Raw genomic sequence first — 21,693 nt, forward strand, 5'->3', positions numbered from 1 at the left:
CTCCCATCCCGGCCGCCCTGGGCTACGGCGCGAAAGGCGCCGGCAGCGTGATTCCGCCGAACAGTTCGGGTCAGGCTCGCCGACCCGGTGTTCGGCGATCAGCCCGGCAGCCGTCGAAACCTTGAGACGACCACCAGCTCCTGCGGATAGGTCACATCGGGCTTGGCCTGCCCGCCGGACTTCTTCAGCTCCTCAGCCGAGAGCGTCACCGTCAGCGTGAGTTGCCGGTCATCGACCTCAACGGACAAGGTCCGCCTGGCGCCATTGCCGGCTGGGATCGGAGCCTTGATGGTTGTCGACTCGATTCGACCAGGGCCCAGCCATCGATAGGTGCCGCGCGATCCCTTGTGCGAACTGGCGGAGATCCGCCACGTCCCATCGGTGCTGAAGTCGATGGTCGAGCGATTCTGGTCCGAGACGGGCTGATCCGGATTGCCCTTTCCATCGACGACCCGGCGCTGGGAGACCAATTCCCATCGGCCGATCAGCAGCTCCGCAGGTGTCTGGGCAAAGGCCGCGGCGCAAGCCAGGAATGCGGCCAGCATCGCGGTGACGGCGGGGAGGCGGATCCTGCCTGACAGCATCGCCATTCTTACGTCGCCGTCTCGGCCTGCTTGGCGGCGACCCACAGCGCCTCCATCTCGTCCAGGCTGGCCCCGGCGGGATCGCGGCCCTCGGCCCGCAGCGCCGCTTCCAGATGGCGAAAGCGGCGCTCGAACTTGGCATTGGTGCGGCGCAGCGCGGAATCGGGGTCGACCTCATAGCGCCGGGCCAGGTTGACGGCGCAGAACAGCAGGTCGCCGATCTCGTCCTCGATCCGCTCCTTCGGCGCCCTGCCGTCGATCTCCGCCCGGATCTCGCCGACCTCCTCCTCGATCTTGGCGAGGATGTCGGCTGGGTCGGTCCAGTCGAAGCCGACCCGCGCCGCCCGCTTCTGCAGCTTCAGCGCCCGAGTCAGGCTGGGCAGGCCGCCGGCGATGCCGTCCAGCACCCCGGCCGGCCGGCCTTCGGCCTCGGCCTTGGCAGCGCGCTCCTGCGCCTTCTGCCGCTCCCACTGCGCCGGCATGCCGTCGGCATCGACCGGCGCGTCGCCGAACACATGCGGGTGGCGGCGGATCATCTTGTCGACAATCCCGGCGGCCACATCGGCGAAGTCGAAGGCGCCGCGCTCTTCCGCCATGCGCGAATGGAAGGCGACCTGGAACAGCAGGTCGCCCAGCTCGTCCTTGAGCTCGTCCATGGCGTCGCGCTCGATCGCGTCGGCCACCTCATAGGCCTCCTCGATCGTATAGGGCGCGATGGTGCGGAAGCTCTGCTCCACATCCCAGGGGCAGCCGGTCTCGGGATGGCGCAGCCGCGCCATCACCTCGATCAGGTGGCGCGTGGCCTCGGCGGCATCGGGGGGAGCGTCGGGACGGTCGGTCATCTTCGGTCTCCGGGCGGATCCCCTCTGGTATCGCATCAGGGCGGCGCCGGTAAATCGCGCTCTCGCCTTGCCAAGCAGGCATCTCCGCATTCCTATATCCGGCCGGGGCGCTTCGCTCCGGTCCGGAGGGGACAATCATGACATTCCTGCGATCTCTCAGAACCGTCGCGCTCGCGACCAGCCTGGCCACCACCGTCGCGCTCGCGGCCTGCGGCCCGAAGCCGGCGCCGGCACCGGAAGCGCCGGTCGGCCCGACCCAGCTGTTCTCCTACGAGGCGCTGACCTTCAAGCCGCTCGGCCTCGACGGCAAGAAGGCCACCTATGCCGACCGTGCCGCCTTCACCGAGCAGGTGAGGGATGCCGAGCTGCCGAAAATCCTCGCGCTGCTCAACGTTCCGGCCGACCAGGTGCAGACCGAGGTGACGCCGGGGGGCTATCAGCTCGAGACCAACGCCTCGCTGCAATCGGCCTTCGAGACTGACGCGAAGACATCCGACCTGTTCGCCGCCGCGGTCGGCTACACCTTCCGCCAATGGAGCGTGCTGGTCACCGACTTCACGCCGGAAGGGCAGGGCAACACCGCCTATGCCGTGGTCACCTTCAAGGACCACGCCCCAAGCGGGGACGAGGCGCAGGCCTTCTTTCAGCATGCGGCGTCGGTGAACAAGGGGCTCGGCGGCGGCTACACTGCTTTCGGCCGCGACCTGTTCTTCCTCAACATCGGCGATTCCGAGGGCAAGGCCTATAGCGGCCTGGACGACGCCACCTTCGTCGCCGAGCTGAGCAAGGCGGCGCAGAGCTTCACCGGCACGCCGGTATCGGTCAGCCGATCCGGCCGAGTCGACGCCCGCTTCGTCGAGAATGACTGGGACAAGTCCAAGACCGGCCAGGATTACGGCAAGATCCTCGGCCGCGACCTGACCCGCAAGCTGACCCAGCTGCGCCGCGAGCACGAGAAGGCGTTGCGCAAGTTCGGCACCGAGCACGGCTGGAAGTAGGCGAAGACGGCGCCGCCCGCTGCGGGTGGCGCCGCTTCACTCTGCGGCGGCCGGCACCGCAGCGCGCCGCCGGCCGAAGCGCTGGGCCAGGACGACGCCCAGCAGCACCAGGGCGCCGCCGGCCAGATGGTACGGGTGCAGGCTTTCGCCCAGCACCGCCACCGCGATCGCCGCCGTCATCACCGGGGACAGGTTGATGAACAGGCTGGTGCGGCTGGGGCCGAGCAGGCGGATCGCCTGCATCCACAGATACGGCGCCAGGATCGAGGTCGGGATCCCGGCATAGAGGATCATCCCGATCGCTGTCATGCTGTGCGGCGCCGCCGGCGCCAGCAGCCAGCCGGGCAGCAGGAACAGCGCGGCGAAGGCGATCTGCAGGTACAGCGACGGCCAGGCCGGCAGCGGCATCGGCCAGCGCCGCAGCAGCACGCCATAGCCGGAATAGGCGACGCAGGCGATCAGCATCATGCCGTCGCCCGGCACCAGGCCGCCGTTGAACGGCGCCAGCGGATCGCCCTGGCCCAGCAGCAGCGCCATGCCGAACAGCGACAATGCCCCGCCGCCCACCATGCCCAGGGTCGGCGCCTCCCCCAGCAGCAGGCTCGACAGTGCCATGGTCAGCAGCGGCACCAGCGAGACCACGAAGCCCATCTTGGTGGCCGAGGTGGTCTCCGCCGCGAAATAGGCGAGCCCCTGATAGGCCGCCATGCCGAGCAGCCCGAGCACCGCCAGCTTTGGCAGATGCGGTAGGATCTGCCGCCGCAGCCGCCACACCGGGCGGATCAGGAACGGCGTCAGCAGCAGCAGCGCCAGGGCCCAGCGCTCGAAGGCGATGACGCTCGGGTAGACTTCGGTGGCCGCCAGCTTGGTGACGACCACGTTGCCGGACCAGATCGTGACGGTGACGATCGGCAGGGCGAACCAGCGCAAGGGAGTGTTCGATGCGGACATGACGCGACCCTAGCGCCTGGCCGGTTCGAGATATATAACGATGATCAGACAGACGATCGGGAGGACAGGACATGGATCACATGCCCGCGCTGCGCGGCGAACCGCCCGATCCGCTGTCCTTCCGCACCGAGGATTATCCGGCCGGCATGATATGGCCGGAAGCATGCCTGCCTTGGGGCAAGCTGAACTACGCCGTCCGCGGCCTGATGGTGGCGACGGTCGGCGGGGTGCGCTACCTGTCGCCGCCGCATTACGCGATCTGGACCCCGCCCGACGTGGTGCATGCCTGCCACAACCGCGACGCGGTGCGTTACGTCTCGGTCTATGTCGTGCGCGAGCTCTGCGCCGACCTGCCGGCCGAGCCTTGCACCCTGGCGCTCAGCCCGCTGATCAAGGCGATCCTGGCCGATGTCGACGCCCGCGGCGTGAAGGTGCCGAAAAGCGACGCCGACCTCCGGCTGGCGCAGGTTCTGGTCGACCAGATCCGGCTGGCGCCGCGCCACTCCTCCTACCTGCCGCTGTCCGACGACCCGGCCCTGCGCATCGTGCTGGAGGCGCTGCAGCGCGAGCCGGGCGACCGCCGGTCGCTGGCCGAATGGGCGCGGATCACCGGCACCACCGAGCGCACGCTGTCGCGCCACTGCCAGCGCGACCTCGGCATGTCCTTCGCCGAGTGGCGCCAGCGGATGAAGCTGGTCGCGGCGCTGTCGCGGCTGGAGGAGGGGGCGTCGGTCGGCGCGGTGGCGCGCTGGCTCGGCTACGGCAACGCCTCGGCCTTCATCGCCATGTTCCACCGCCTGACCGGCACGACGCCGGAGCAGATGCGCAAGGACGGGCTGCGCCGCGACCGCGAGGCGGCGTGAAGGCCGCGAAGCCATCGGCAGGGCTGATGCCAATGGCCGAAGGCGCACGCGTTGCCTCTCCCGCCTGACAGGACCTGTTCACAATGCCCATCCCTCGCCGTCATTGCGAGGAGCGGAGCGACGAAGCAATCCAGAGGCCGGTGCGAGCGGCCCTGGATTGCTTCCCCCGGCTCAAGGCCGGGGTCGCAATGACGGTATGGGATAATTGTCAGGTCAAGTCGCCAGCCACACCCTGTTCAGGTGCATCTCGCGGGCGAAGTGGTATTCGAAGCCCTGCACCTTGTCGGTGCTGGCGGTGAAGATCTTCAGCCAGAACGGGATGATGGCGATCGCGTCCTCCTGCATGATCTCTGCCAGCCGGTGCACCAGCACCTTGCGCTTCTCGATGTCGAGCGTCGCCTGGGCCTGGTCGAGGATCTTGTCGAACTCCGGATTGGCATAGCCGGTCTCGTTCCAGGCGACGCCGCTGCGATAGCCCAGCGCCAGCACCTGCACCGCCAGCGGCCGGGTCAGCCATTGGGTCACCGAGAACGGCCATTTGGTCCAGCGGTCCCAGAAGGTGGCGCCGGGCAGGACGTTGACCTTGAGGTCGATGCCGGCCGGCTTGACCATCTCCGACAGCACCTGGGCGGTGTCGATCTCGTGCTTCAGCGCGTCCTGGCAGTTGATCTCGATCGACAGTCCGTTCGGATAGCCGGCCTCGGCGAGCAGCTTCTTGGCCTTGTCGATGTCCGGCGCCGGCAGCGGCAGGGCGGTGTATTCCGGATGGATCGGCGAGACGTGGAAATCCTCACCCGGCGTGCCGAAGCCCTGATAGGCCAGTTCGGTCAGGCGCTTATGGTCGACGCAGGCCTGGATCGCCTGGCGCACCGCCTTCTTGTCGAAGGGCGGCTCGCTGAGGCGGAAGCGGGCGACGCCGGTCTCCGCCGTCAGCTTCTCGTACTGCTTCAGCCCCGGCACGCCCTGCACCGCAGGCAGCAGGTTGACCGGCACCTGGCTCACCAGGTCGACCTGGCCGGAGCCCAGCGCCGCCAGCCAGGCGGCCGGGTCGCTGCCGAGGTCGATGTATTCGACGCCGTCGAGATAAACCTCCTCGCCCCAGTATTCCGCCGCCGGCCGCTTCTCGAACACCGCGCGCGACCCGACCGCCACGTCCTTCAGCCGGAACGGGCCGGTGCCGACCGGGGTCTTCATCAGGTTGGCGCCGGATTTGGCGAAGTCGCGATGGGTGATCAGCGCCGGATAGTCACCGAGGCTCTCCGGGAACTGCAGCATCGGGCTCTGCAGATGGAAGCGCACGGTGTGGTCGTCGACCCGCTCCAGCGCGTTCGGCGCGATCTTGACGGTATCGCCCTCCTTCACCGTCAGGCCGCTGAACCGGCCCTGGTTGGAGGAGCCGGTCTTGCTGTCGAGCCAGCGCTCGAAGGTCTTGATCACGTCGTCGGCGTTGAAATCGTCGCCGTTGTTCCATTTGACGTTCTTGCGGAGATGGAAGGTCCACTCGCTGACATCGTCATTCGCCTCCCATTTCTCGGCCAGCCAGGGCCGGGAGACGTCGTCGGTGCCGATCGACACCAGCGGCTCGACGATCAGCCGCCCGATATTGCCCTTCTCCGACCAGTCGTAGATCGCGGGGTCGGCGCAATCCATCACCGGCATGCCGATACGCAGGATCCCGCCCTTGCGCGGCGTGTCCTGCGCCAGAGCCTGCGGGATCATGGCCTCGCCGGTGATCCGCCCGGCCATGGCATAGGCGGCCGGCGCCGCCATGCCCAGCAGGGCGGCGGTGCGGATGAAGTCGCGCCGTCCGATCCGGCCGGCCTTCAGCTGCTCGGCCATCGGCGGAATGGCCGGATGCAGGCGGCCCGGGGTCTCGTCGTTGCTCATGGTCAGCTCCCTGTTTGTTGGTTCAGCTTTGTTGGGCCCGGCCGACGGCCAGGTCGTGGAAGGCGCGCGCGACCATCAGGTCGAGATGGCCGCCGCCGGCATTCTTGAACAGCGTGATCTCCTCGGCCGAGCGGCGGCCGACGGCGGCGGCGCAGAGCTCCGCCAGCTCGGCCACGACGTCCGCCGCCGTGATCGCGCCGGCGGCGATTGCCCGGGTGAACTCGCCGCAATGGCCGACCGCGAAGCGCCGGGTGTCGACGAACAGCCGGGCCCGGCGCATCGCCTCGCCATCGGCCTCGCGCATCTCCGGGGTGAAGGACCCGACCAGGTCGACATGCGCCCCCGGCTTCAGCCAGGCGCCGCGCAGCACCGGTGTGCGAGAGGCGGTGACGCAGGAGACGATGTCGGCCGCGCGCACCGCCGCCTCGGCATCCTCGACCGCGCCGATCTCGACGCCGGGGACGGAGAGGGCGGCCGCCAGCGCCCTGGCCTTGTCCGCCGTGCGGTTCCAGATCGCCACGCGGCGGATCGATGGCCGCACTGCCAGCATGTATCGGATCTGCATCTCGGCCTGCGCGCCGGCGCCGAGCACCGCCAGCGTCGCCGCGTCCGGCCGGGCCAGCAGGTCGGCGCCGAGGGCGGAATCGGCCGCGGTCTTGGCGCGGGTGAAGCTCTCGCCGGTGATCACCGCCTGCGGCCTTCCGTCCCGGCCGTCGAACAGCACGACGACCGACCGGATGTTCGGCCCGGCGCCGCGCCCCTCATTGCCCGGGAACACCGCGGCCAGCTTGGCTCCCAGCGCGGCACCTGGCTGCCAGGCCGTCCAGGTCAGCAAGCCGTTGGGGGCGCCCGGCTCCTCCAGCAATAGGCGCTCGACCACGCCGATCCCCTGCCGGTGCCCCTCGCGTAGCCGCCCGACCAGCCACAGCGGGTCGACTGCAAGCGCGTCGGCATCGATGGCGAGGATCGTGGCCATCAGACGTCCTTCAGCAGCCGCAGCGCGTCGTACACCGCGGCGTGGATGTTGCGCGAGGAGACGGCGTCGCCGATCCGCCACAGCACGAAGCGGCCCTCCGGATTGCGCCGCACCGCCTGCGGCCGGGCGGCGATCATCGCCTCGTAATCCACCGCGCCGAGATTGGACGACAGCGGCTTCAGCGCGAAATACAGCTCGTCCAGCGGCAGGGTGCCGTGCTCGACCACCACCTGGTCGGCCTGCTTCTCGACCCGGCGATGGCCGTATTCGTCGAGGAAGCTGGCGACCAGCCGGTTGCCGTCGCGGCGCACGCTCTCCAGCCGCAGGTTGATCGTGACCTGCACGCCGTGCTCGGAGAAGGCGCGGAAATAGGCCGGGTAGCTGGTGCCGCCGACATCCGGGGCCAGCATCCGCTCCGGCGTCACCAGCTCCAGCCGGCTGCCGGCCTGGGCGATGAACTCGGCCGCGGTCAGGCCGGGATGGGCGCCGTTGTCGTCGTACAGCAGCACGGTCTCGGCCGGCTTGACGGCGCCGGACAGGATGTCCCAGCTGGTGGTCACCAGATCCTCGCCGGCATCGAGGAAGCTGGTGTTCGGCAGGCCGCCGGTCGCCACCACCACGACATCGGGCGCCTCGGCCAGCACGTCGCTGGCCTCGGCATAGGTGTTGAACCGCATCGCCACGCCGTGGCGCTCGCATTCGGCCATGCGCCAGTCGACGATGCCCATAATCTCGCGCCGGCGCTGCAGGCCCGCGGTGATGCGGATCTGGCCGCCCGGCTGGTCCGCGGCCTCGAACAGGGTGACGGCATKGCCGCGCTCGCCGGCCACCCGCGCCGCCTCCAGCCCGGCAGGGCCGGCGCCGACCACCACCACCTCGCGCCGCGGCCCGGTCGTGCGGGGCACGACATGCGGCATCGTTGCCTCGCGCCCGGTGGCGGCGTTGTGGATGCAGGCCGCCTGGCCGCCATAGATGCTGTCGATGCAGTAGCCCATGCCGACGCAGGGCCGGATCTCGGCCTCGCGCCCCTCGATCACCTTGCGGGCGATGTGCGGGTCGGCCATGTGCGGCCGGGTCATCCCGACCATGTCGAGCTTGCCGCTCTCGATCGCGTGGCGGGCGGTGGCGACGTCCTGGATCCGCGCGGCATGGAAGGTCGGCACCTTCGTCGCCGCCCGCACCTCGCCGGCGAAGTCGAGATGGGGGGCGGAGCGGGCGCCCATGCCGGGGATCACATGCGACAGCGCCTCGTCGGTGTCGATATGGCCTTTGATGACGTTGACGAAGTCGATCAGGCCGGAGGCGACGAGCCGGCGCGCGATCTCCAGCCCCTCGGCCTTGGACAGGCCGCGCTGCCAATCCTCGTCGCAGACCATGCGGGTGCCGACGATGAAATCCGGCCCGACCCGGTCGCGGATGGCGCGCAGCACCTCGAAGGCGAAGCGCAGCCGGTTGTCCAGGTCGCCGCCGTATTCGTCATCGCGCTGGTTGGTGGCTGGCGACCAGAACTGGTCGATCAGATGGCCGTAGCATTCGAGCTCCAGCCCGTCGAGCCCGCCGGCCTGGACCCGCTCGGCGCCGTCGGCATAGGCGGTGACGATGCGCTCGATATCCCAATCCTCCATCGCCTTGGGGAAGGCGCGGTGCGCCGGCTCGCGCACCGGGGAGGGGGCGACGACCGGCAGCCAGTCCTCCTTCGACCAGCTGGTGCGGCGGCCGAGATGGGTGACCTGGATCATCACGGCGGCGCCGTGCGAGTGCACGTCGTCCGCCAGCTCCTTCAGCCAGCGCACCACCTCGTCCTTGTACAGCAGGATGTTGCCGAAGGCCTGCGGGCTGTCCGGCGCCACGACCGAGGAGCCGCCGATCATCGTCAGGGCGATGCCGCCCCTGGCCTTCTCGGAATGGTACAGGCGGTACCGCTCCTTCGGCAGGCCGTCCTCGGTGTAGGCCGGCTCATGCGCAGTCGACATGAAGCGGTTGCGCAGGGTCAGATGGCGCAGTGTGTAGGGCTGCAGCAGGGGATCGGCGTTCGACATGTCGTCCGGTGGCGGATCGTTGTGACGGTTTCACTCTTTCGACCGGCCGGCCGATGGTAAACCGAATTTCCTTCACGCCGGCATGAGCCCAGTCGATGCAAACCCTCCGCGGCAGCCTGCCCTCGCTCAACGCCCTGGCGGTGTTCGAGGCGTCGGCGCGGCGGCTCAGCTTCTCCAGGGCGGCGGAGGATCTGGCGATCACGCAATCAGCGGTCAGCCACGGCATCCGCCAGCTCGAGGCCTCGCTCGGGCTCGACCTGTTCATCCGCCATCACCGCCGGCTGGAGCTGTCGCYGGAGGGCGAACGGCTCTACGCCGCAGTCGCCACCAGCCTGTCCGCCATTGCCCAGGCGGTCGACGACATCACCGGGCGGTCCATGGCGGCGGCGCAGCGTGAGATCGTGATCGGAGTCTCGACCTCGATGGCCGCCCATTGGCTGCTGCCGCGCTTCGCCGTCTTCCGCGCCGCCTTTCCGGTGGTGCCCCTGCGCATCCAGACCATCGACCGCGACGCCGACCCGGGCGAGGACGGCATCGATGTCGTGATCCGGCTCGGCGACGGCAAATGGCCCGACCACGACACGATCCCGTTGTGGGAGGAGCATGTGCACGCCGTGGCCAGCCCGGCCTATCTGGCTGAGCACGGCCCGTTGCGCGACGCCGCCGACCTGCACCGCTGCCAGCTGATCCATTACGAGGATCCGCTGCGCCGCCGGGCCACCTGGGGCGAATGGTTCGCCGCGCTCGGCCTGCCGGCGCCCGGGCCGGCGCGGTCGCTGCGGGTCACCGACCATACGGTGGCGCTGCAGGCGGCGATGGACGGGCAAGGGGTGACGCTGGGCTGGCGCCCGATCATCGACGACCTGATCCGGACCGGCCGCCTGGCCGACGCCTTCCCCCGGCACGTCGCGACCGGCCGGCACTTCTACATCGTCACCGTCCGCGGCGCGACGCTGCGCAAGCCGCTGTCGCTGTTCTGCGACTGGCTGGCCGCCCAGGCCGCGGCGATGAAGGGCTGGTAAGTCCGGCCCCGCCGACCATGTCCGAAAACCGCGAGCGCGATCGTGCCGGACGTGAGATCGTCGAGGCATGGAATCGCTCGATCCCGAAGCCTGCTACCGCGCCCTCGTGACCCGCGACCCGCGGTTCGACGGGCGCATCTTCGTCGGCGTGACCTCCACCGGCATCTACTGCCGCCCGGTCTGCCCGGCCCGCACGGCGAAGTTCGAGAACTGCCAGTTTTACGCCTCCGCCGCCGCGGCGCAGGAGGCCGGATTCCGGCCCTGCCTGCGCTGCCGGCCGGAGACGGCGCCGGACCTCGCCTCATGGCGCGGTACCTCCAACACCGTGTCGCGCGGCCTGGCGCTGATCGCCGACGGCGCGCTGGACGGCGGCGAGGCCGGGGTAGAGGCGCTGGCCGAGCGGCTCGGCGTCGGCGGCCGCCAGCTGCGGCGGCTGTTCAAGCAGCATCTCGGCGCCACGCCGGTCGCCGTGGCCCAGACCCGGCGCGTGCTGTTCGCCAAGCAGCTGATCCAGGAGACGCGGATGCCGATGGCCGAGGTGGCGCTGGCCGCCGGCTTCGGAAGCATCCGCCGCTTCAACGAGACCTTCCACGACCTGTTCCGCCGCCCGCCCAGCGCGCTGCGCCGGCGGGCCTGGGCCGGGCTGCCGGTCGATTCGGTCGCCGCCGGCGGGGTGACGCTGCGGCTGCGCTACCGCCCGCCCTATGACTGGCCGGCGATGCTGGCCTATCTGCGGGCCCGCGCCATCGACGGCGTGGAGCAGGTGGTGGGCGAGGTCTACCGGCGCAGCGTCGCCGAGGGCGAGGAGATCGGCACCGTCGAGATCCGGCACGAGCCGGCGCGCGACAACTTGGCGGTGCTGGTGCGCTTCCCCTCGGTCCAGCGCCTGCCGGGCATCCTGGCCCGGGTCCGCCGCGTCTTCGATGTCGGTGCCGATATCGAGGCGATCGGCGCCCATCTGTCGCAGGACCCGTTCCTGGCGCCGCTGGTGGCGCAGCGGCCGGGCCTGCGCGCCCCCGGYGGCTGGGACGGGTTCGAGCTGGCGGTGCGCGCCGTGCTGGGCCAGCAGGTCACCGTGGTCGCGGCGCGGCAGCTGGCCGGCCGGCTGGTGGGGATCTGCGGCGCCGAGGTGCCGGCGGCGGCACGGCTGAACCCGGCCCTGTCCCGTGCCTTCCCGTCGCCGCAGCGGGTGGCCGCGGCCGATCTCGGCACGCTCGGCATGCCCGGGTCACGCCGGGCGACGCTGACCGCGCTGGCCGAGGCCGCCATCGCCGACCCGCATCTGTTCCGGCCCTTCGGCACGGTGGAGGAGGCGATCGCCCGGCTGCGCCGGATCCGCGGCATCGGCGACTGGACGGCGCAGTACATCGCCCTGCGCGCCCTGCGCGAGCCCGACGCCTTCCCGGCCAGCGACATCGGCCTGCTGCGCGGCGCCGCCGACGGCGACGGCGTGCGGCCGACCCCGGCTGATCTGTTGGTACGGGCCGAGCCCTGGCGGCCCTGGCGCGCCTATGCCGCACAGCATCTCTGGGCCGCCGATGCCGTGCCGGTGACGAGGGCGAAGCATGGCTGAGGCGCTGGTCTTCGACCGCCTGCCGAGCCCGCTCGGCGAGTTGCTGATCGTCGTCGATTCCGCCGGCCGGCTGCGAGCCATCGACTGGGCCGAGGAGGAGGGGTTGCGCGACCGGCTGGCCCGCAGCCTCGGCGGCGACGATTTTACCCTGGCGCCGCAGCGCGACCCCGCCGGCCTGACCGCGGCGCTGGAGGCGTATTTCGCCGGCGACCTCGCCGCGATCGACACGCTGCCGGCCGAGGCCGTCGGCACCCCGTTCCAGCGTTCGGTGTGGGCGGCGCTGCGCGGCATCGCCTGCGGCACCACCGTGTCCTATGGCGAGATCGCGCGGCGGATCGGCCAGCCCGGCGCCATGCGCGCCGTCGGCCTGGCCAACAATTCCAACCCGATCCCGATCGTGGTGCCCTGCCACCGCGTGATCGGCGCCGACGGCTCGCTGGTCGGCTTCGGCGGCGGCCTCGACCGCAAGCGCTGGCTGCTGGACCATGAAGGCGCCGGCAGCCGGCAATTGTCCCTGGCCATCTGAAACCAAAATCCTGGGAGAGAACCGCTCATGACCGCCACCCGTCAGGCCGATGCCCTGCAGCAGTTCCGCCGCCTGCACCAGGACGGCATCCTGCTGCTCGCCAATGCCTGGGACGCCGGCAGCGCCCGGCTGATCGAGAGCCTCGGCGCCAAGGCCATCGCCACCACTAGCGCCGGCGTCGCCTGGGCGCATGGCTATCCGGACGGCGACGTGCTGCCGTTCGACCTGCTGGCCGCCACCACCGCCGGCATCACCCGCATCGTCAAGGTGCCGCTGACCGTCGATTCCGAGGGCGGCTACAGCGACGACCCGGCCGCCGTGGGCGAGTCGATCGCCCGGCTGATCGGCGCCGGCGCCGCCGGCATCAACATCGAGGACGGGGCGGGAACGCCCGACCTGCTCTGCGCTAAGATCGCGGCGATCAAGCGCGCCGCCGCCCGCAGCGGCCAGGACGTGTTCATCAACGCCCGCACCGACGTCTATCTGCGCGGCCTGGCGCCGGAGGGCGGTAAGGTGGCGGAGGTGCTGTCCCGGGCCGGGCGCTACCGCGACGCCGGCGCCGACGGCATCTTCGTGCCCGGCGTAACGAGGCCGGACGAGATCGAGGCGATCGCCACCGCGGCGCCGCTGCCGCTGAACGTGATGTCCCGGCCGGGGCTGCCCGGCGCGACGGAGCTTGCCGCCCTCGGCGTCCGCCGCCTCAGCGCCGGCTCCGGCATCAGCCAGACGGTCCTCGCCCGGACCGCGGAGCTAGCCCGGTCGTTCCTGCAGGATGGCGTCTCCGGCCCGCTGGTCTCGGGCGCCATGCCCTATCCGGAGATCAACGCGCTGATGACGGAGCGGTAGCGGCACGACAGCCTTGGCGATCAGGCTCCGGCGCTGCCGCCCGGCCGCGCCGCCAAGCTGTCCCGGCTACGGTCAACCGGCAGGCGAACTCGGTTGCGCGGCATAGAAGGCGCGCTTCGCTTCATACATCAGCATGTCGGCGCGACGGACCACGGATTCCAGCCGCTCTCCGGGCTGGCTGCTCGCGATCCCGATCGAGAAACTGAGGGGCGGGCCCGGATAGAACTGGTTATTGATGTCCACCAGTTGATTGAGTTTATCGACGAGGGCCTCGCCCTCCTTCTCCTCGGTCCCGGGCAGGAGGATCGCGAACTCGTCGCCTCCGATCCTGGCGGCATGGGCCGGCTTATCGATCAGCTTGCCCAGCACCTCGCCCGACCGGCGGAGAAGCCCGTCGCCGGCGAGATGACCGAGCTCGTCATTCGTCGCCTTGAGGCCGTTGACGTCGGCGACGATGATCGTCACCGGGAACGGGCCTTTGCGCTCCAGACGATTGAGCTCGTCCGCATAGAAGGATCGGTTGAACAGCTTGGTCAGCTCATCGTGCTGCCCCAGATATTCGAGATATTCCTCGGCCTTCTTGCGGGCCGTGATGTCGGTGAGGGCGAGCTGGACGAGAGACCAGTCGTTCTCATGTCCCGGCAGCACCGAGAACTGTAGATGGACATGAAGCTGGGTGCCGTCGAGCGCATAGTTTACGACCTCGCGCTGCTGGAACAGCTTGCCTTCCCAGAGATCCACGAGCTGGCCTCGGAAGTGCGGCAGCATGTCAGCCCGGAAAACCTCGCCGACCCGCCGGAGCAGGGTCCTCTTGTCCGGGGAGGCGAACAGTTTGAGCGTATGCTCGTTGACATCGATTACCCTGATTTCACTGAGGCAGCGTTCGACGAAATCGGGATGAACGTCGATGAACACCCGCAGATCGCTGATGCCCCGGTCCCTCAGTCCGTCGAGCAACAGCTTGATCCGGCTGAAATCCTCCACCCACAGCGAGATCGGGGAGTGCTGAAACAGGCCCTGAGCGAAGTTCTCGCTTGCGGCGAGTGCGCGACGTGCAGTCTCCCGCCCGGTGACGTCCTCGATCGCGACCAGTACCCGGTCCCATTGCTCCTCATGGCCCGGCAACAGAATGCCTCTCAGCTGAACGTCCAGGCGCTGGCCGGAGAGGGTGTAGTTGACGGTGTGGCTGGAGAACTCGCGCTCACCATTCCACAGCTGGTCGAGTTCATCGACATGCGTCGCAAGCATGTCGGCCTGAAAGATGAGGTCAAGATTGTCTCGCAGATGCTCGAAATCCTTGGCCCCGAGGAGGGTCAGTGTCCGCCTGTTGACCTTGATCAAGCGGATGCAGTTCGAGCAGGCCTTGGTCAGTTCGGGATGCTGCGTGAGATGGGAGCGCAGATCCAAGACCCCGTCACCGCGCCAGCTCTCGAACAGAAGGCGGAGCTCGCTGTAGTCCTCCAGCCACAGGGATACCGGGGCGAGTTCGAACATATCCACGTCGTCGACGGGTGAATCTGTGTTTTGGGGCATGGGTCAGGTCAGAAGGAGGATCTAGAAGGCAATGATCGTGGTCTTGCCGACCAATATGCAAGGCCAGTTTGTCCACGCGCCCGATAAGCCGAAAATCCGGTTTCGGCATGACGACGAGATACGCCGGTCTGAATGCTTCCTGGACAGAGACCCCGCCACTGGCTGGGCGAAATTTCCGTGGTGCAGTAGGGCATCATATGTCCAGATCTTTGAGAGTGCGCATGGGCCGGTAGCGTGCCGGAGCGCCGCACCGCCAGGAGAAGAGGAGAAGGGGGATGTCCAGAGTCTCGGCTTTCGCCGCGCTCGCCGGCACGGCGTTGCTGCTCGGCGCCTGTGCCAGTTCGGCCGATGTCATCGGCCGGCGGGAGGACATGCTGGCTGCCGCCGGCTTCAGCCTGCGGCCTGCAGACACGCCGGACCGTATCGCCTCGCTGAAGGGACTGCCACCCCACAAATTCGTCTCCAGCGTTCGCAGCGGCGTCGTGACCTATGTCTATGCCGACCCGACGATCTGTGGCTGCCTCTATGTCGGCGACCAAGCCGCCTATGGCCGCTATCAGAAACTGGTGTTCGACAAGAAGATCGCCGATGAGCAGCAGATGGCAGCGCAACTGAACGACAATGCCGCGCTGAACTGGAGCGTCGGACCCTGGGGAGCGTGGCCACCCTACTGGTGACGCGCCGCTCGTCCGTAACGCAAGGCTGGCGGATGGGGTGGGATTCGAACCCACGGTGACGTTGCCGCCACGCCGGTTTTCAAGACCGGTGCCTTAAACCGCTCGGCCACCCATCCGGACCGGCCGCACCATACGGATTTGCCCCGCCGGTTTCAAACCGCTTCGTATCGTCAGCACCGCCGAGACCGTGCCGGCAACATCCGACGATTGAAATCGTGAGTTGTCGGTTTTCGCTGCGAACCGAAGCGGTTACGGGCCGTGCTGTCAAACCGGTCTGCACGCCAATACAACCTATGAGCGCAGGCAGAAATTCACAGAAATACTAGGCGCCGACCGGCGCCGTGGATCGGCCGCCCAGCACATGCTCAGATATGCCGGAGCGAGACGGGACGAATATGCTGGACCATTGACCGGATGTTGTGACATACGGTTTGACATGACTGCCGAACCGATCCTGCCCCGGTCCGGACGCCGTTCTTTTTGCGTGAGATCTAGCCGCACGAAGTCGGATCGTTCCCTGGGACTCGCCGTCGTTGCAGCCATCGGCGTGGCGCTGCTTGCCACCGGATGCGCTCCCTCCCAGCCGGGGAAGGGGAGCATCGCCGAACGGCCCGTTCTCGCTCGCCCCGCTGATCCGGGTGTCGTCGCCATCAACGGTGTGCGCTACGTGGCGCGGACCGACCGCGATTCGGTGCAAGTCGGCACCGCCACCTGGTATGGCCCCGGCTTCCACGGCCGTAAGACGGCTAGCGGTGAGCGCTTCGACAGCGGCCTTGTCACCGCCGCGCATCGCAGCCTGCCGCTGCCCAGCCTCGTCAAGGTCACCAACCTCGACAACGGCCGGACGCTGATCGTGAAGATCAACGACCGCGGCCCGTTCGTGCGGTCGAAGATCATCGACATGTCCGCCCGCGGCGCGGAGCTGCTGGGCTTCCGCGGCAACGGCTCGGCCCGGGTCAAGATCCAGGTGCTGGAGGAGGCGGACCGCTTCCAGGCGCTGCAGCAGCAGCGCGACCAGGCGCGGAAGAGCCAGGTCGCCTCGGCCGGCAAGGACGACGACCTCGTCGACACGCGCTACATCCCCGTGCCGCCGGCGCCGGCGGTGCCCGACCGGCTGCCCGAGATCGTCGGCAATGCCGGGGACGAGGCGAAGCCGAACCCGGCCGGCCTGTTCGTCGCCGCCGCCAAGGCCACCCGGCCGCAGCAGGTCGCCTCGCTGTCCGACGCCCTGCGCCGCTTCGGTCCGGTCTCGACCGCCGCCGCGTCCGGCGCGGTCGAGTTGCGCATCGGACCCTTCATCGACCCCAAGGCCGCATCGAGCGCCTTGAAGCAGATCGCCAGCGCGGGCTATTCCGGAGCACGCATCGTCGCCGAGTGACCCTTCGGTTCGCGGTGCGACGAGGCCGCAACCGAGGACGGATCGCTTGGGCACGCGCGGACAGTTCATCACGCTTGAAGGCGGTGAGGGCTCGGGCAAGAGCACCCAGGTCAGGCGCCTTGCCGCCGATCTCGCCCGGCGCGGCGTCGAGGTCGTGAGCACGCGCGAGCCCGGCGGGTCGCCGGGGGCGGAGGCGATCCGCAACCTGCTGGTCAAGGGCGACACCGACCGCTGGGACCCGGTGACGGAGGCACTGCTGCATTTCGCCGCTCGGCGCGACCATCTGCGGGTCACCGTGCGCCCGGCGCTGGAGCGCGGCGCCTGGGTGGTGTCCGACCGCTACGCCGACAGCTCGATGGTCTATCAAGGCTGGGGTATGGGCGTGGACCGCGCCGCCCTCGACACCCTGTTCCGGATCGCCACCGACGGCCTGAAGCCCGATCTGACCCTGATCCTCGATGTGCCGGTCGAGACCGGCCTGGCCCGCGCCGGCGCCCGCCGCGGCGGCGAGGACCGCTATGAGCGGATGGGCGAGGCCCTGCACCAGCGCCTGCGCGAGGGCTTCCTGGCCGTCGCCGCGGCCGAGCCGGAGCGCTGCGTCGTGATCGACGCCGGCGGCACGGTCGACGAGGTCGCGGCTGCGATCCGCGCGGCGGTCGACGCGAAGTTCGGGCCGGCGCCGTGAGTGCAGAGTTTCCCGCACCCCGCGCCAACCCGCGGCTGCTCGGCCATGAGGCGGCGGAGGCGGCGTTCCTCGAGGCGCTGCATGCCGGCCGGCTGCCGCATGCCTGGCTGATCACCGGCCCGCCTGGCATCGGCAAGGCCACCTTCGCCTACCGGGTCGCCCGCTTCCTGCTGGCCGGCGGCCCGCGCGGCGCCCAGAGTCTCGATATCCCGGCCGATCATCCGACCTTCCGCCGCGCCGCCGCGTCCGGCCATGCCGACCTGCTGACCATCGAGCGCAATGGTGGCGGCGAGGAGGAGAAGAAGCGCCGCAGCCGCGAGATCCCGGTCGAGCAGATCCGGCGGATCGAGCCGTTCCTGCGCCTGACCGCGGCCGAGGGCAATTGGCGCGTCGTCATCGTCGACGAGGCCGAGGCGATGAACCGCAACGGCGCCAACGCCCTCTTGAAGATCCTGGAGGAGCCGCCGGCCCACGCGATCCTGCTGCTGAGCTGCGGCAATCCCGGCGCGCTGCTGCCGACCATCCGGTCGCGCTGCCGCCATTTGGCGCTGGAGCCGCTGCCGGACGCGACGGTCGACCGGCTGCTGGCCGAGCACGCGCCCGATCTCGACCCCGGGGAACGGGCGTCGCTGGTCCGGCTGGCCGAGGGCAGCATCGGCCGGGCGGCGGCGTTGATCGAGGAGGGTGGGCTCGGCCTGTACCGCGACATGCTGGGCCTGCTCGACGACTTCCCGCGGGTCGATTTCCGCGCCGTGCACAAGATGGGAGACCGGATCGGGCTGGTCGCGGCGGAGTCCAGCTGGCGCCTGTTCACCGGGCTCCTGATCTGGTGGATGGAGCGGCTGGCCCGCGCCGCCGCCCGCGGCACCGCCCCGGCCGAGATCGTGGCGGGGGAGGGTGCGGTGATGCAGCGCGTGGTCGGGGCCCTGGGGCGGGCCGGCGGCCTTGATCGCTGGGTGGAGCTGTGGGACAACACCCGCCGCCTGTTCGCTCAGGCGGACGGGTCCAACCTCGATCGGAAGCAGGTTCTCCTGCAGGCGTTCATCGGCATCGAGCGCGCCTGCAACGGCTGACCGCCGCCGTAGCACGGAAAGAGGCCGCGATGCCGGCGCCGAAGACATTCTACATCACCACCCCGATCTACTACGTCAACGACAAGCCGCATATCGGCCACGCCTACACCACGCTGGCCTGCGACGTGCTGGCCCGGTTCAAGCGGCTGGACGGCTATGACGTCCATTTCCTGACCGGCACCGACGAGCACGGCCAGAAGGTGCAGAAGGCGGCTGAGGCGGCCGGGGTGGACCCGCAGGCCTTCACCGATCGGGTCAGCCAGAACTTCCGCGACCTGGCCGCGGCGATGAACTTCAGCAACGACGACTTCATCCGCACCACCGAGCCCCGCCACATCAAGGCGTCGCAGGCGATCTGGGAGGCGATGAAGGCCAATGGCGACATTTATCTCGGCGGCTATGCCGGCTGGTACTCGGTGCGCGACGAGGCGTTCTACGGCGAGGACGAGCTGACCGTCGTCGACGGCAAGCGCATCGCCCCGACCGGCGCCGAATGCGAATGGGTGGAGGAACCGAGCTATTTCTTTCGCCTGTCCGCCTGGGGCGACCGCCTGCTGGCCTTCTACGAGGCCAATCCGGACTTCATCGCGCCGGAGTCCCGCCGCAACGAGGTGATCGCCTTCGTCAAGTCGGGCCTGCGCGACCTCTCGATCAGCCGCACTACCTTCAACTGGGGCATCGAGGTGCCGGGCGACGAGGCGCACATCATGTATGTGTGGGTCGACGCGCTGACCAACTACCTAACCGCCGTCGGCTATCCCGACACCGGGTCCGAGAGCTTCGAGCGCTGGTGGCCGGCCGACCTGCACATGGTCGGCAAGGACATCCTGCGCTTCCACGCCCTGTACTGGCCGGCCTTCCTGATGTCGGCCGGGTTGCCGGTGACGAAGCGGGTCTTCGCCCATGGCTGGTGGACCAACGAAGGCCAGAAGATCTCGAAGTCGCTCGGCAACGTGATCGACCCGCTGGAACTGATCGAGACCTACGGCCTGGACCCGGTGCGCTATTTCCTGCTGCGCGAGGTCTCCTTCGGCCAGGATGGTGACTTCTCCCGGCGCGGCATGATCCAGCGCACCAATGGCGAGCTCGCCAACGGTTTCGGCAACCTGGCGCAGCGCGTGCTGTCGATGATCGGCAAGAACTGCAACGGCCAGGTGCCGCAGCCCGGCACTCTGACCGATGAGGACCGCGCGCTGTCGGCCCAGGTCCCGGCGCTGCTGGAGACGCTGCGCCGTGAGTTCGACGTCCAGGCCTTCCACCGCGGCCTCGACGCCGTCTGGGCGGTGGTCGGCGAGGCCAACCGCTATGTCGACGAGCAGGCGCCTTGGACCCTGCGTAAGACCGATCCGGCGCGGATGGCGACGGTGCTGTGGGTGCTGGCCGAGACGGTGYGGCGCCTGTCGATCCTGATGCAGCCGGTGATGCCGCAGTCGATGGCGAAAATGCTCGACCAGTTGGCCGTGGCCGCCGACGCCCGCGGCTTCGATCGGGTCGGCGACGACCACGCGCTGGTGCCCGGCACGGCGCTGCCGGCGCCGCGGGGCGTTTTCCCACGCTATGTCGAGCCGGAGGCCACGCCGTAATGCTCGTCGACAGCCACTGCCATCTGGACTTCCCGGACTTTGCGGCGGAGATCGATGACGTGGTCGGCCGTGCCCGGTCGGCCGGGGTCGGCTGCATGCTGACCATCTGCACCCGGCCGGACCGGCTGGCGGCCACGATCGCGTTGGTCGAGCGCTTCCCGATGCTCTACGGGGCGGCAGGGGTGCACCCACACGAGGCCAAGGATTTCACCGATCTGACGGTCGAGGGCATCCTCGCCCTCGTCGCGCATCCGAAGATGGTTGGCATCGGCGAGACCGGCCTCGACTATCACTATGGCCTTAGCCCGATCGAGGCGCAGCAGGAGAGCTTCCGCCGCCATATCCGGGCGGCACGGATCGCCGACCTGCCGGTGATCGTGCACACCCGCGAGGCCGAGGCCGACACGCTTCGGATCCTGGGGGAGGAAGGGCAGGGTGGCGACCGCCCACCGCTGCGCGGCATCATCCATTGCTTCAGCGGAACGCGGCAACTGGCTGAAGAATCAATGAAACTCGGACTTCACATTTCCCTGTCCGGGATCGTCACCTTCAATCGGTCCGAGGACATCCGCGCCACGGCGAAGGACCTGCCGCTCGACCGCATCCTGGTCGAGACCGACGCGCCTTACCTGGCGCCAGTGCCGAAGCGCGGCAAGCGCAACGAGCCGGCCTTCGTCGCGCACACCGCCCAGCGCGTGGCCGAGCTGCACGGGCTGTCGGATTCAGATTTCGCTCAAAGGACGAGCGACAACTTCTTCAGTCTGTTCACGAAGATCCCGAAGCAAGAGGCCTGAGCGATGCGTGTGACGGTGCTCGGCTGTGGCGGTTCGATGGGCGTGCCCATGGTCGGCGGCGTCTGGGGCACCTGCGACCCGGCCAATCCGCGCAACCGCCGGCGGCGCCCGTCGATCCTGGTGCAGAGCGACAGCACGACGATCCTGATCGACACCTCGCCGGACCTGCGCGACCAGCTGCTCGACAACGACGTCAAGCGGGTCGACGCGCTGCTCTACACCCATGTCCATGCCGACCATATCCACGGTATCGATGACCTGCGGCCGCTGGCCTTCAAGCAGCCGATCAATGCCTATATGGACACAGCGGTGCGGCAGGAGTTGGAGGAGCGCTTCGGCTACATCATGACCTCGGTCGAGATGGACCGCGGCTTCTACCATCCCTTCCTGGTGCCGCATCTGCTGGACGGGCCGTTCCGGGTCGGCGACATCGACATCGTGCCGTTCGAGCAGGACCATGGCCGCGTCGTGTCGATGGGCTATCGCTTCGGCCGCTTCGCCTATTCGACCGATGTCGTCCGCCTCGACGACCGCGCCTGGGCGGCGCTGGAAGGGGTGGAGATCTGGATGGTGGATGCGACGCGGCCGGAGCCGCATGTCTCGCACGCCCATCTGGCGCTGACAGTGGAGTGGATCGAGCGGCTCAAGCCCAAGCAGGCCTGGCTGACCCACATGAATCACCAGATGGACTACGATTGGCTGTGCCGGCAGCTGCCGGGCCATGTCCGGCCGGCCCATGATGGGTTGGTGATCGAGGTCTGAGTTCGGGGCGGCGGTCCGGCGCCGCCCCGGTACCGGTTCAGCGGCGCGGCGGCCGGCGCGGCTGCGGCGCCGGATTGGCGGCCTGGTTCGCGGCGGCGCGG

General features: G+C 69.2%; 20 protein-coding genes and 1 tRNA gene. 13 read left to right on the forward strand and 8 right to left on the reverse strand.

Features of this window, described 5'->3' with window-relative positions:
- Positions 1–98 precede the first annotated feature (98 nt).
- Together AB4Z01_RS23840 and mazG are read right to left on the reverse strand one after the other, a co-directional pair.
- A complete protein-coding gene (locus AB4Z01_RS23840; RefSeq protein WP_441698225.1) occupies positions 99–590 on the reverse strand; it encodes a hypothetical protein in 492 nt (163 codons plus the stop codon).
- 2 nt (positions 591–592) lie between these two features.
- The gene (gene mazG, locus AB4Z01_RS23845) at positions 593–1,426 is read right to left on the reverse strand and encodes a nucleoside triphosphate pyrophosphohydrolase (protein WP_441698227.1); all 834 of its coding nucleotides are present in this window, start codon (positions 1,424–1,426) and stop codon (positions 593–595) included.
- A 137-nt stretch (positions 1,427–1,563) separates the two neighbouring features.
- On the opposite strand from mazG, the gene AB4Z01_RS23850 reads away from it, so the two are divergent.
- Positions 1,564–2,424 (forward strand): hypothetical protein, encoded by an 861-nt coding sequence (locus tag AB4Z01_RS23850; protein WP_441698229.1) that lies wholly within the window; start codon positions 1,564–1,566, stop codon positions 2,422–2,424.
- Between the two features lie 36 nt (positions 2,425–2,460).
- Here the strand turns inward: AB4Z01_RS23850 and AB4Z01_RS23855 are convergent, their stop codons facing one another.
- Positions 2,461–3,375, reverse strand: a complete 915-nt coding sequence (locus AB4Z01_RS23855) for a DMT family transporter (protein WP_441698231.1) — start codon at positions 3,373–3,375, stop codon at positions 2,461–2,463.
- A gap of 71 nt (positions 3,376–3,446) precedes the next feature.
- Here AB4Z01_RS23855 and AB4Z01_RS23860 point away from each other — a divergent pair, with 71 nt between their 5' ends.
- On the forward strand, positions 3,447–4,238 hold the full coding sequence (locus tag AB4Z01_RS23860) for an AraC family transcriptional regulator (RefSeq protein WP_441698232.1): 792 nt from the start codon (positions 3,447–3,449) through the stop codon (positions 4,236–4,238).
- Between the two features lie 213 nt (positions 4,239–4,451).
- Here AB4Z01_RS23860 and AB4Z01_RS23865 read toward each other — a convergent pair whose 3' ends face one another.
- The 3 genes from AB4Z01_RS23865 to AB4Z01_RS23875 are packed head-to-tail and all read right to left on the reverse strand — an operon-like array spanning position 4,452 to position 9,140.
- On the reverse strand, positions 4,452–6,125 hold the full coding sequence (locus AB4Z01_RS23865; RefSeq protein ID WP_441698234.1) for an ABC transporter substrate-binding protein: 1,674 nt from the start codon (positions 6,123–6,125) through the stop codon (positions 4,452–4,454).
- 22 nt (positions 6,126–6,147) lie between these two features.
- Entirely contained in the window at positions 6,148–7,101 is a 954-nt protein-coding gene (locus AB4Z01_RS23870) for an ornithine cyclodeaminase family protein (protein WP_441698236.1), read from the reverse strand.
- Positions 7,101–9,140 (reverse strand): oxidoreductase, encoded by a 2,040-nt coding sequence (locus tag AB4Z01_RS23875; protein WP_441698237.1) that lies wholly within the window; start codon positions 9,138–9,140, stop codon positions 7,101–7,103. Before AB4Z01_RS23875 ends, AB4Z01_RS23870 begins: the two co-directional genes overlap by 1 nt.
- A gap of 95 nt (positions 9,141–9,235) precedes the next feature.
- Here AB4Z01_RS23875 and AB4Z01_RS23880 point away from each other — a divergent pair, with 95 nt between their 5' ends.
- From AB4Z01_RS23880 to AB4Z01_RS23895, 4 genes are all read left to right on the forward strand, one after another.
- Positions 9,236–10,162, forward strand: coding sequence for a LysR substrate-binding domain-containing protein (locus AB4Z01_RS23880; protein ID WP_441698239.1), 927 nt, complete (start codon positions 9,236–9,238; stop codon positions 10,160–10,162).
- 67 nt (positions 10,163–10,229) lie between these two features.
- On the forward strand, positions 10,230–11,735 hold the full coding sequence (locus AB4Z01_RS23885) for a DNA-3-methyladenine glycosylase 2 family protein (RefSeq protein ID WP_441698241.1): 1,506 nt from the start codon (positions 10,230–10,232) through the stop codon (positions 11,733–11,735).
- On the forward strand, positions 11,728–12,261 hold the full coding sequence (locus AB4Z01_RS23890) for a methylated-DNA--[protein]-cysteine S-methyltransferase (protein WP_441698243.1): 534 nt from the start codon (positions 11,728–11,730) through the stop codon (positions 12,259–12,261). The genes AB4Z01_RS23885 and AB4Z01_RS23890 overlap by 8 nt, the downstream gene beginning before the upstream one ends.
- Before the next feature lie 27 nt (positions 12,262–12,288).
- On the forward strand, positions 12,289–13,107 hold the full coding sequence (locus tag AB4Z01_RS23895) for an isocitrate lyase/PEP mutase family protein (RefSeq protein WP_441698245.1): 819 nt from the start codon (positions 12,289–12,291) through the stop codon (positions 13,105–13,107).
- Between the two features lie 72 nt (positions 13,108–13,179).
- Here AB4Z01_RS23895 and AB4Z01_RS23900 read toward each other — a convergent pair whose 3' ends face one another.
- On the reverse strand, positions 13,180–14,601 hold the full coding sequence (locus AB4Z01_RS23900; RefSeq protein ID WP_441698247.1) for a diguanylate cyclase domain-containing protein: 1,422 nt from the start codon (positions 14,599–14,601) through the stop codon (positions 13,180–13,182).
- A 314-nt stretch (positions 14,602–14,915) separates the two neighbouring features.
- Here AB4Z01_RS23900 and AB4Z01_RS23905 point away from each other — a divergent pair, with 314 nt between their 5' ends.
- Entirely contained in the window at positions 14,916–15,317 is a 402-nt protein-coding gene (locus AB4Z01_RS23905; protein ID WP_441698249.1) for a hypothetical protein, read from the forward strand.
- Positions 15,318–15,343: 26 nt separating this feature from the next.
- Here AB4Z01_RS23905 and AB4Z01_RS23910 read toward each other — a convergent pair.
- Positions 15,344–15,433, reverse strand: a tRNA-Ser gene (locus AB4Z01_RS23910).
- A gap of 551 nt (positions 15,434–15,984) precedes the next feature.
- On the opposite strand from AB4Z01_RS23910, the gene AB4Z01_RS23915 reads away from it, so the two are divergent.
- Genes AB4Z01_RS23915 through AB4Z01_RS23940 form a run of 6 tightly spaced genes read left to right on the forward strand, consistent with a single transcriptional unit; the run spans position 15,985 to position 21,592 of the window.
- Positions 15,985–16,695, forward strand: coding sequence for a septal ring lytic transglycosylase RlpA family protein (locus tag AB4Z01_RS23915; protein WP_441698251.1), 711 nt, complete (start codon positions 15,985–15,987; stop codon positions 16,693–16,695).
- A 46-nt stretch (positions 16,696–16,741) separates the two neighbouring features.
- Positions 16,742–17,380, forward strand: coding sequence for a dTMP kinase (gene tmk, locus AB4Z01_RS23920; RefSeq protein ID WP_441698253.1), 639 nt, complete (start codon positions 16,742–16,744; stop codon positions 17,378–17,380).
- Entirely contained in the window at positions 17,377–18,453 is a 1,077-nt protein-coding gene (locus AB4Z01_RS23925) for a DNA polymerase III subunit delta' (RefSeq protein WP_441698255.1), read from the forward strand. Before tmk ends, AB4Z01_RS23925 begins: the two co-directional genes overlap by 4 nt.
- Positions 18,454–18,482: 29 nt before the next feature.
- Complete coding sequence (metG, locus tag AB4Z01_RS23930; RefSeq protein ID WP_441698256.1) at positions 18,483–20,036, forward strand: methionine--tRNA ligase; 1,554 nt, start codon at positions 18,483–18,485, stop codon at positions 20,034–20,036.
- A complete protein-coding gene (locus AB4Z01_RS23935) occupies positions 20,036–20,830 on the forward strand; it encodes a TatD family hydrolase (RefSeq protein ID WP_441698258.1) in 795 nt (264 codons plus the stop codon). The genes metG and AB4Z01_RS23935 overlap by 1 nt, the downstream gene beginning before the upstream one ends.
- Positions 20,831–20,833: 3 nt before the next feature.
- Positions 20,834–21,592, forward strand: coding sequence for an MBL fold metallo-hydrolase (locus AB4Z01_RS23940; protein WP_441698260.1), 759 nt, complete (start codon positions 20,834–20,836; stop codon positions 21,590–21,592).
- Positions 21,593–21,693 lie beyond the last annotated feature (101 nt).

The organism is Inquilinus sp. YAF38 (assembly GCF_052113205.1).
GTDB lineage: Bacteria > Pseudomonadota > Alphaproteobacteria > DSM-16000 > Inquilinaceae > Inquilinus.

Coding starts and splice junctions, on each gene's coding strand:
- AB4Z01_RS23840 (WP_441698225.1), bottom strand. CDS start 590: ATGGCGATGCTGTCAGGCAGGATCCGCCTCCCCGCCGTCACCGCGATG.
- mazG (WP_441698227.1), bottom strand. CDS start 1,426: ATGACCGACCGTCCCGACGCTCCCCCCGATGCCGCCGAGGCCACGCGC.
- AB4Z01_RS23850 (WP_441698229.1), top strand. CDS start 1,564: ATGACATTCCTGCGATCTCTCAGAACCGTCGCGCTCGCGACCAGCCTG.
- AB4Z01_RS23855 (WP_441698231.1), bottom strand. CDS start 3,375: ATGTCCGCATCGAACACTCCCTTGCGCTGGTTCGCCCTGCCGATCGTC.
- AB4Z01_RS23860 (WP_441698232.1), top strand. CDS start 3,447: ATGGATCACATGCCCGCGCTGCGCGGCGAACCGCCCGATCCGCTGTCC.
- AB4Z01_RS23865 (WP_441698234.1), bottom strand. CDS start 6,125: ATGAGCAACGACGAGACCCCGGGCCGCCTGCATCCGGCCATTCCGCCG.
- AB4Z01_RS23870 (WP_441698236.1), bottom strand. CDS start 7,101: ATGGCCACGATCCTCGCCATCGATGCCGACGCGCTTGCAGTCGACCCG.
- AB4Z01_RS23890 (WP_441698243.1), top strand. CDS start 11,728: ATGGCTGAGGCGCTGGTCTTCGACCGCCTGCCGAGCCCGCTCGGCGAG.
- AB4Z01_RS23895 (WP_441698245.1), top strand. CDS start 12,289: ATGACCGCCACCCGTCAGGCCGATGCCCTGCAGCAGTTCCGCCGCCTG.
- AB4Z01_RS23900 (WP_441698247.1), bottom strand. CDS start 14,601: ATGTTCGAACTCGCCCCGGTATCCCTGTGGCTGGAGGACTACAGCGAG.
- AB4Z01_RS23905 (WP_441698249.1), top strand. CDS start 14,916: ATGTCCAGAGTCTCGGCTTTCGCCGCGCTCGCCGGCACGGCGTTGCTG.
- AB4Z01_RS23935 (WP_441698258.1), top strand. CDS start 20,036: ATGCTCGTCGACAGCCACTGCCATCTGGACTTCCCGGACTTTGCGGCG.
- AB4Z01_RS23940 (WP_441698260.1), top strand. CDS start 20,834: ATGCGTGTGACGGTGCTCGGCTGTGGCGGTTCGATGGGCGTGCCCATG.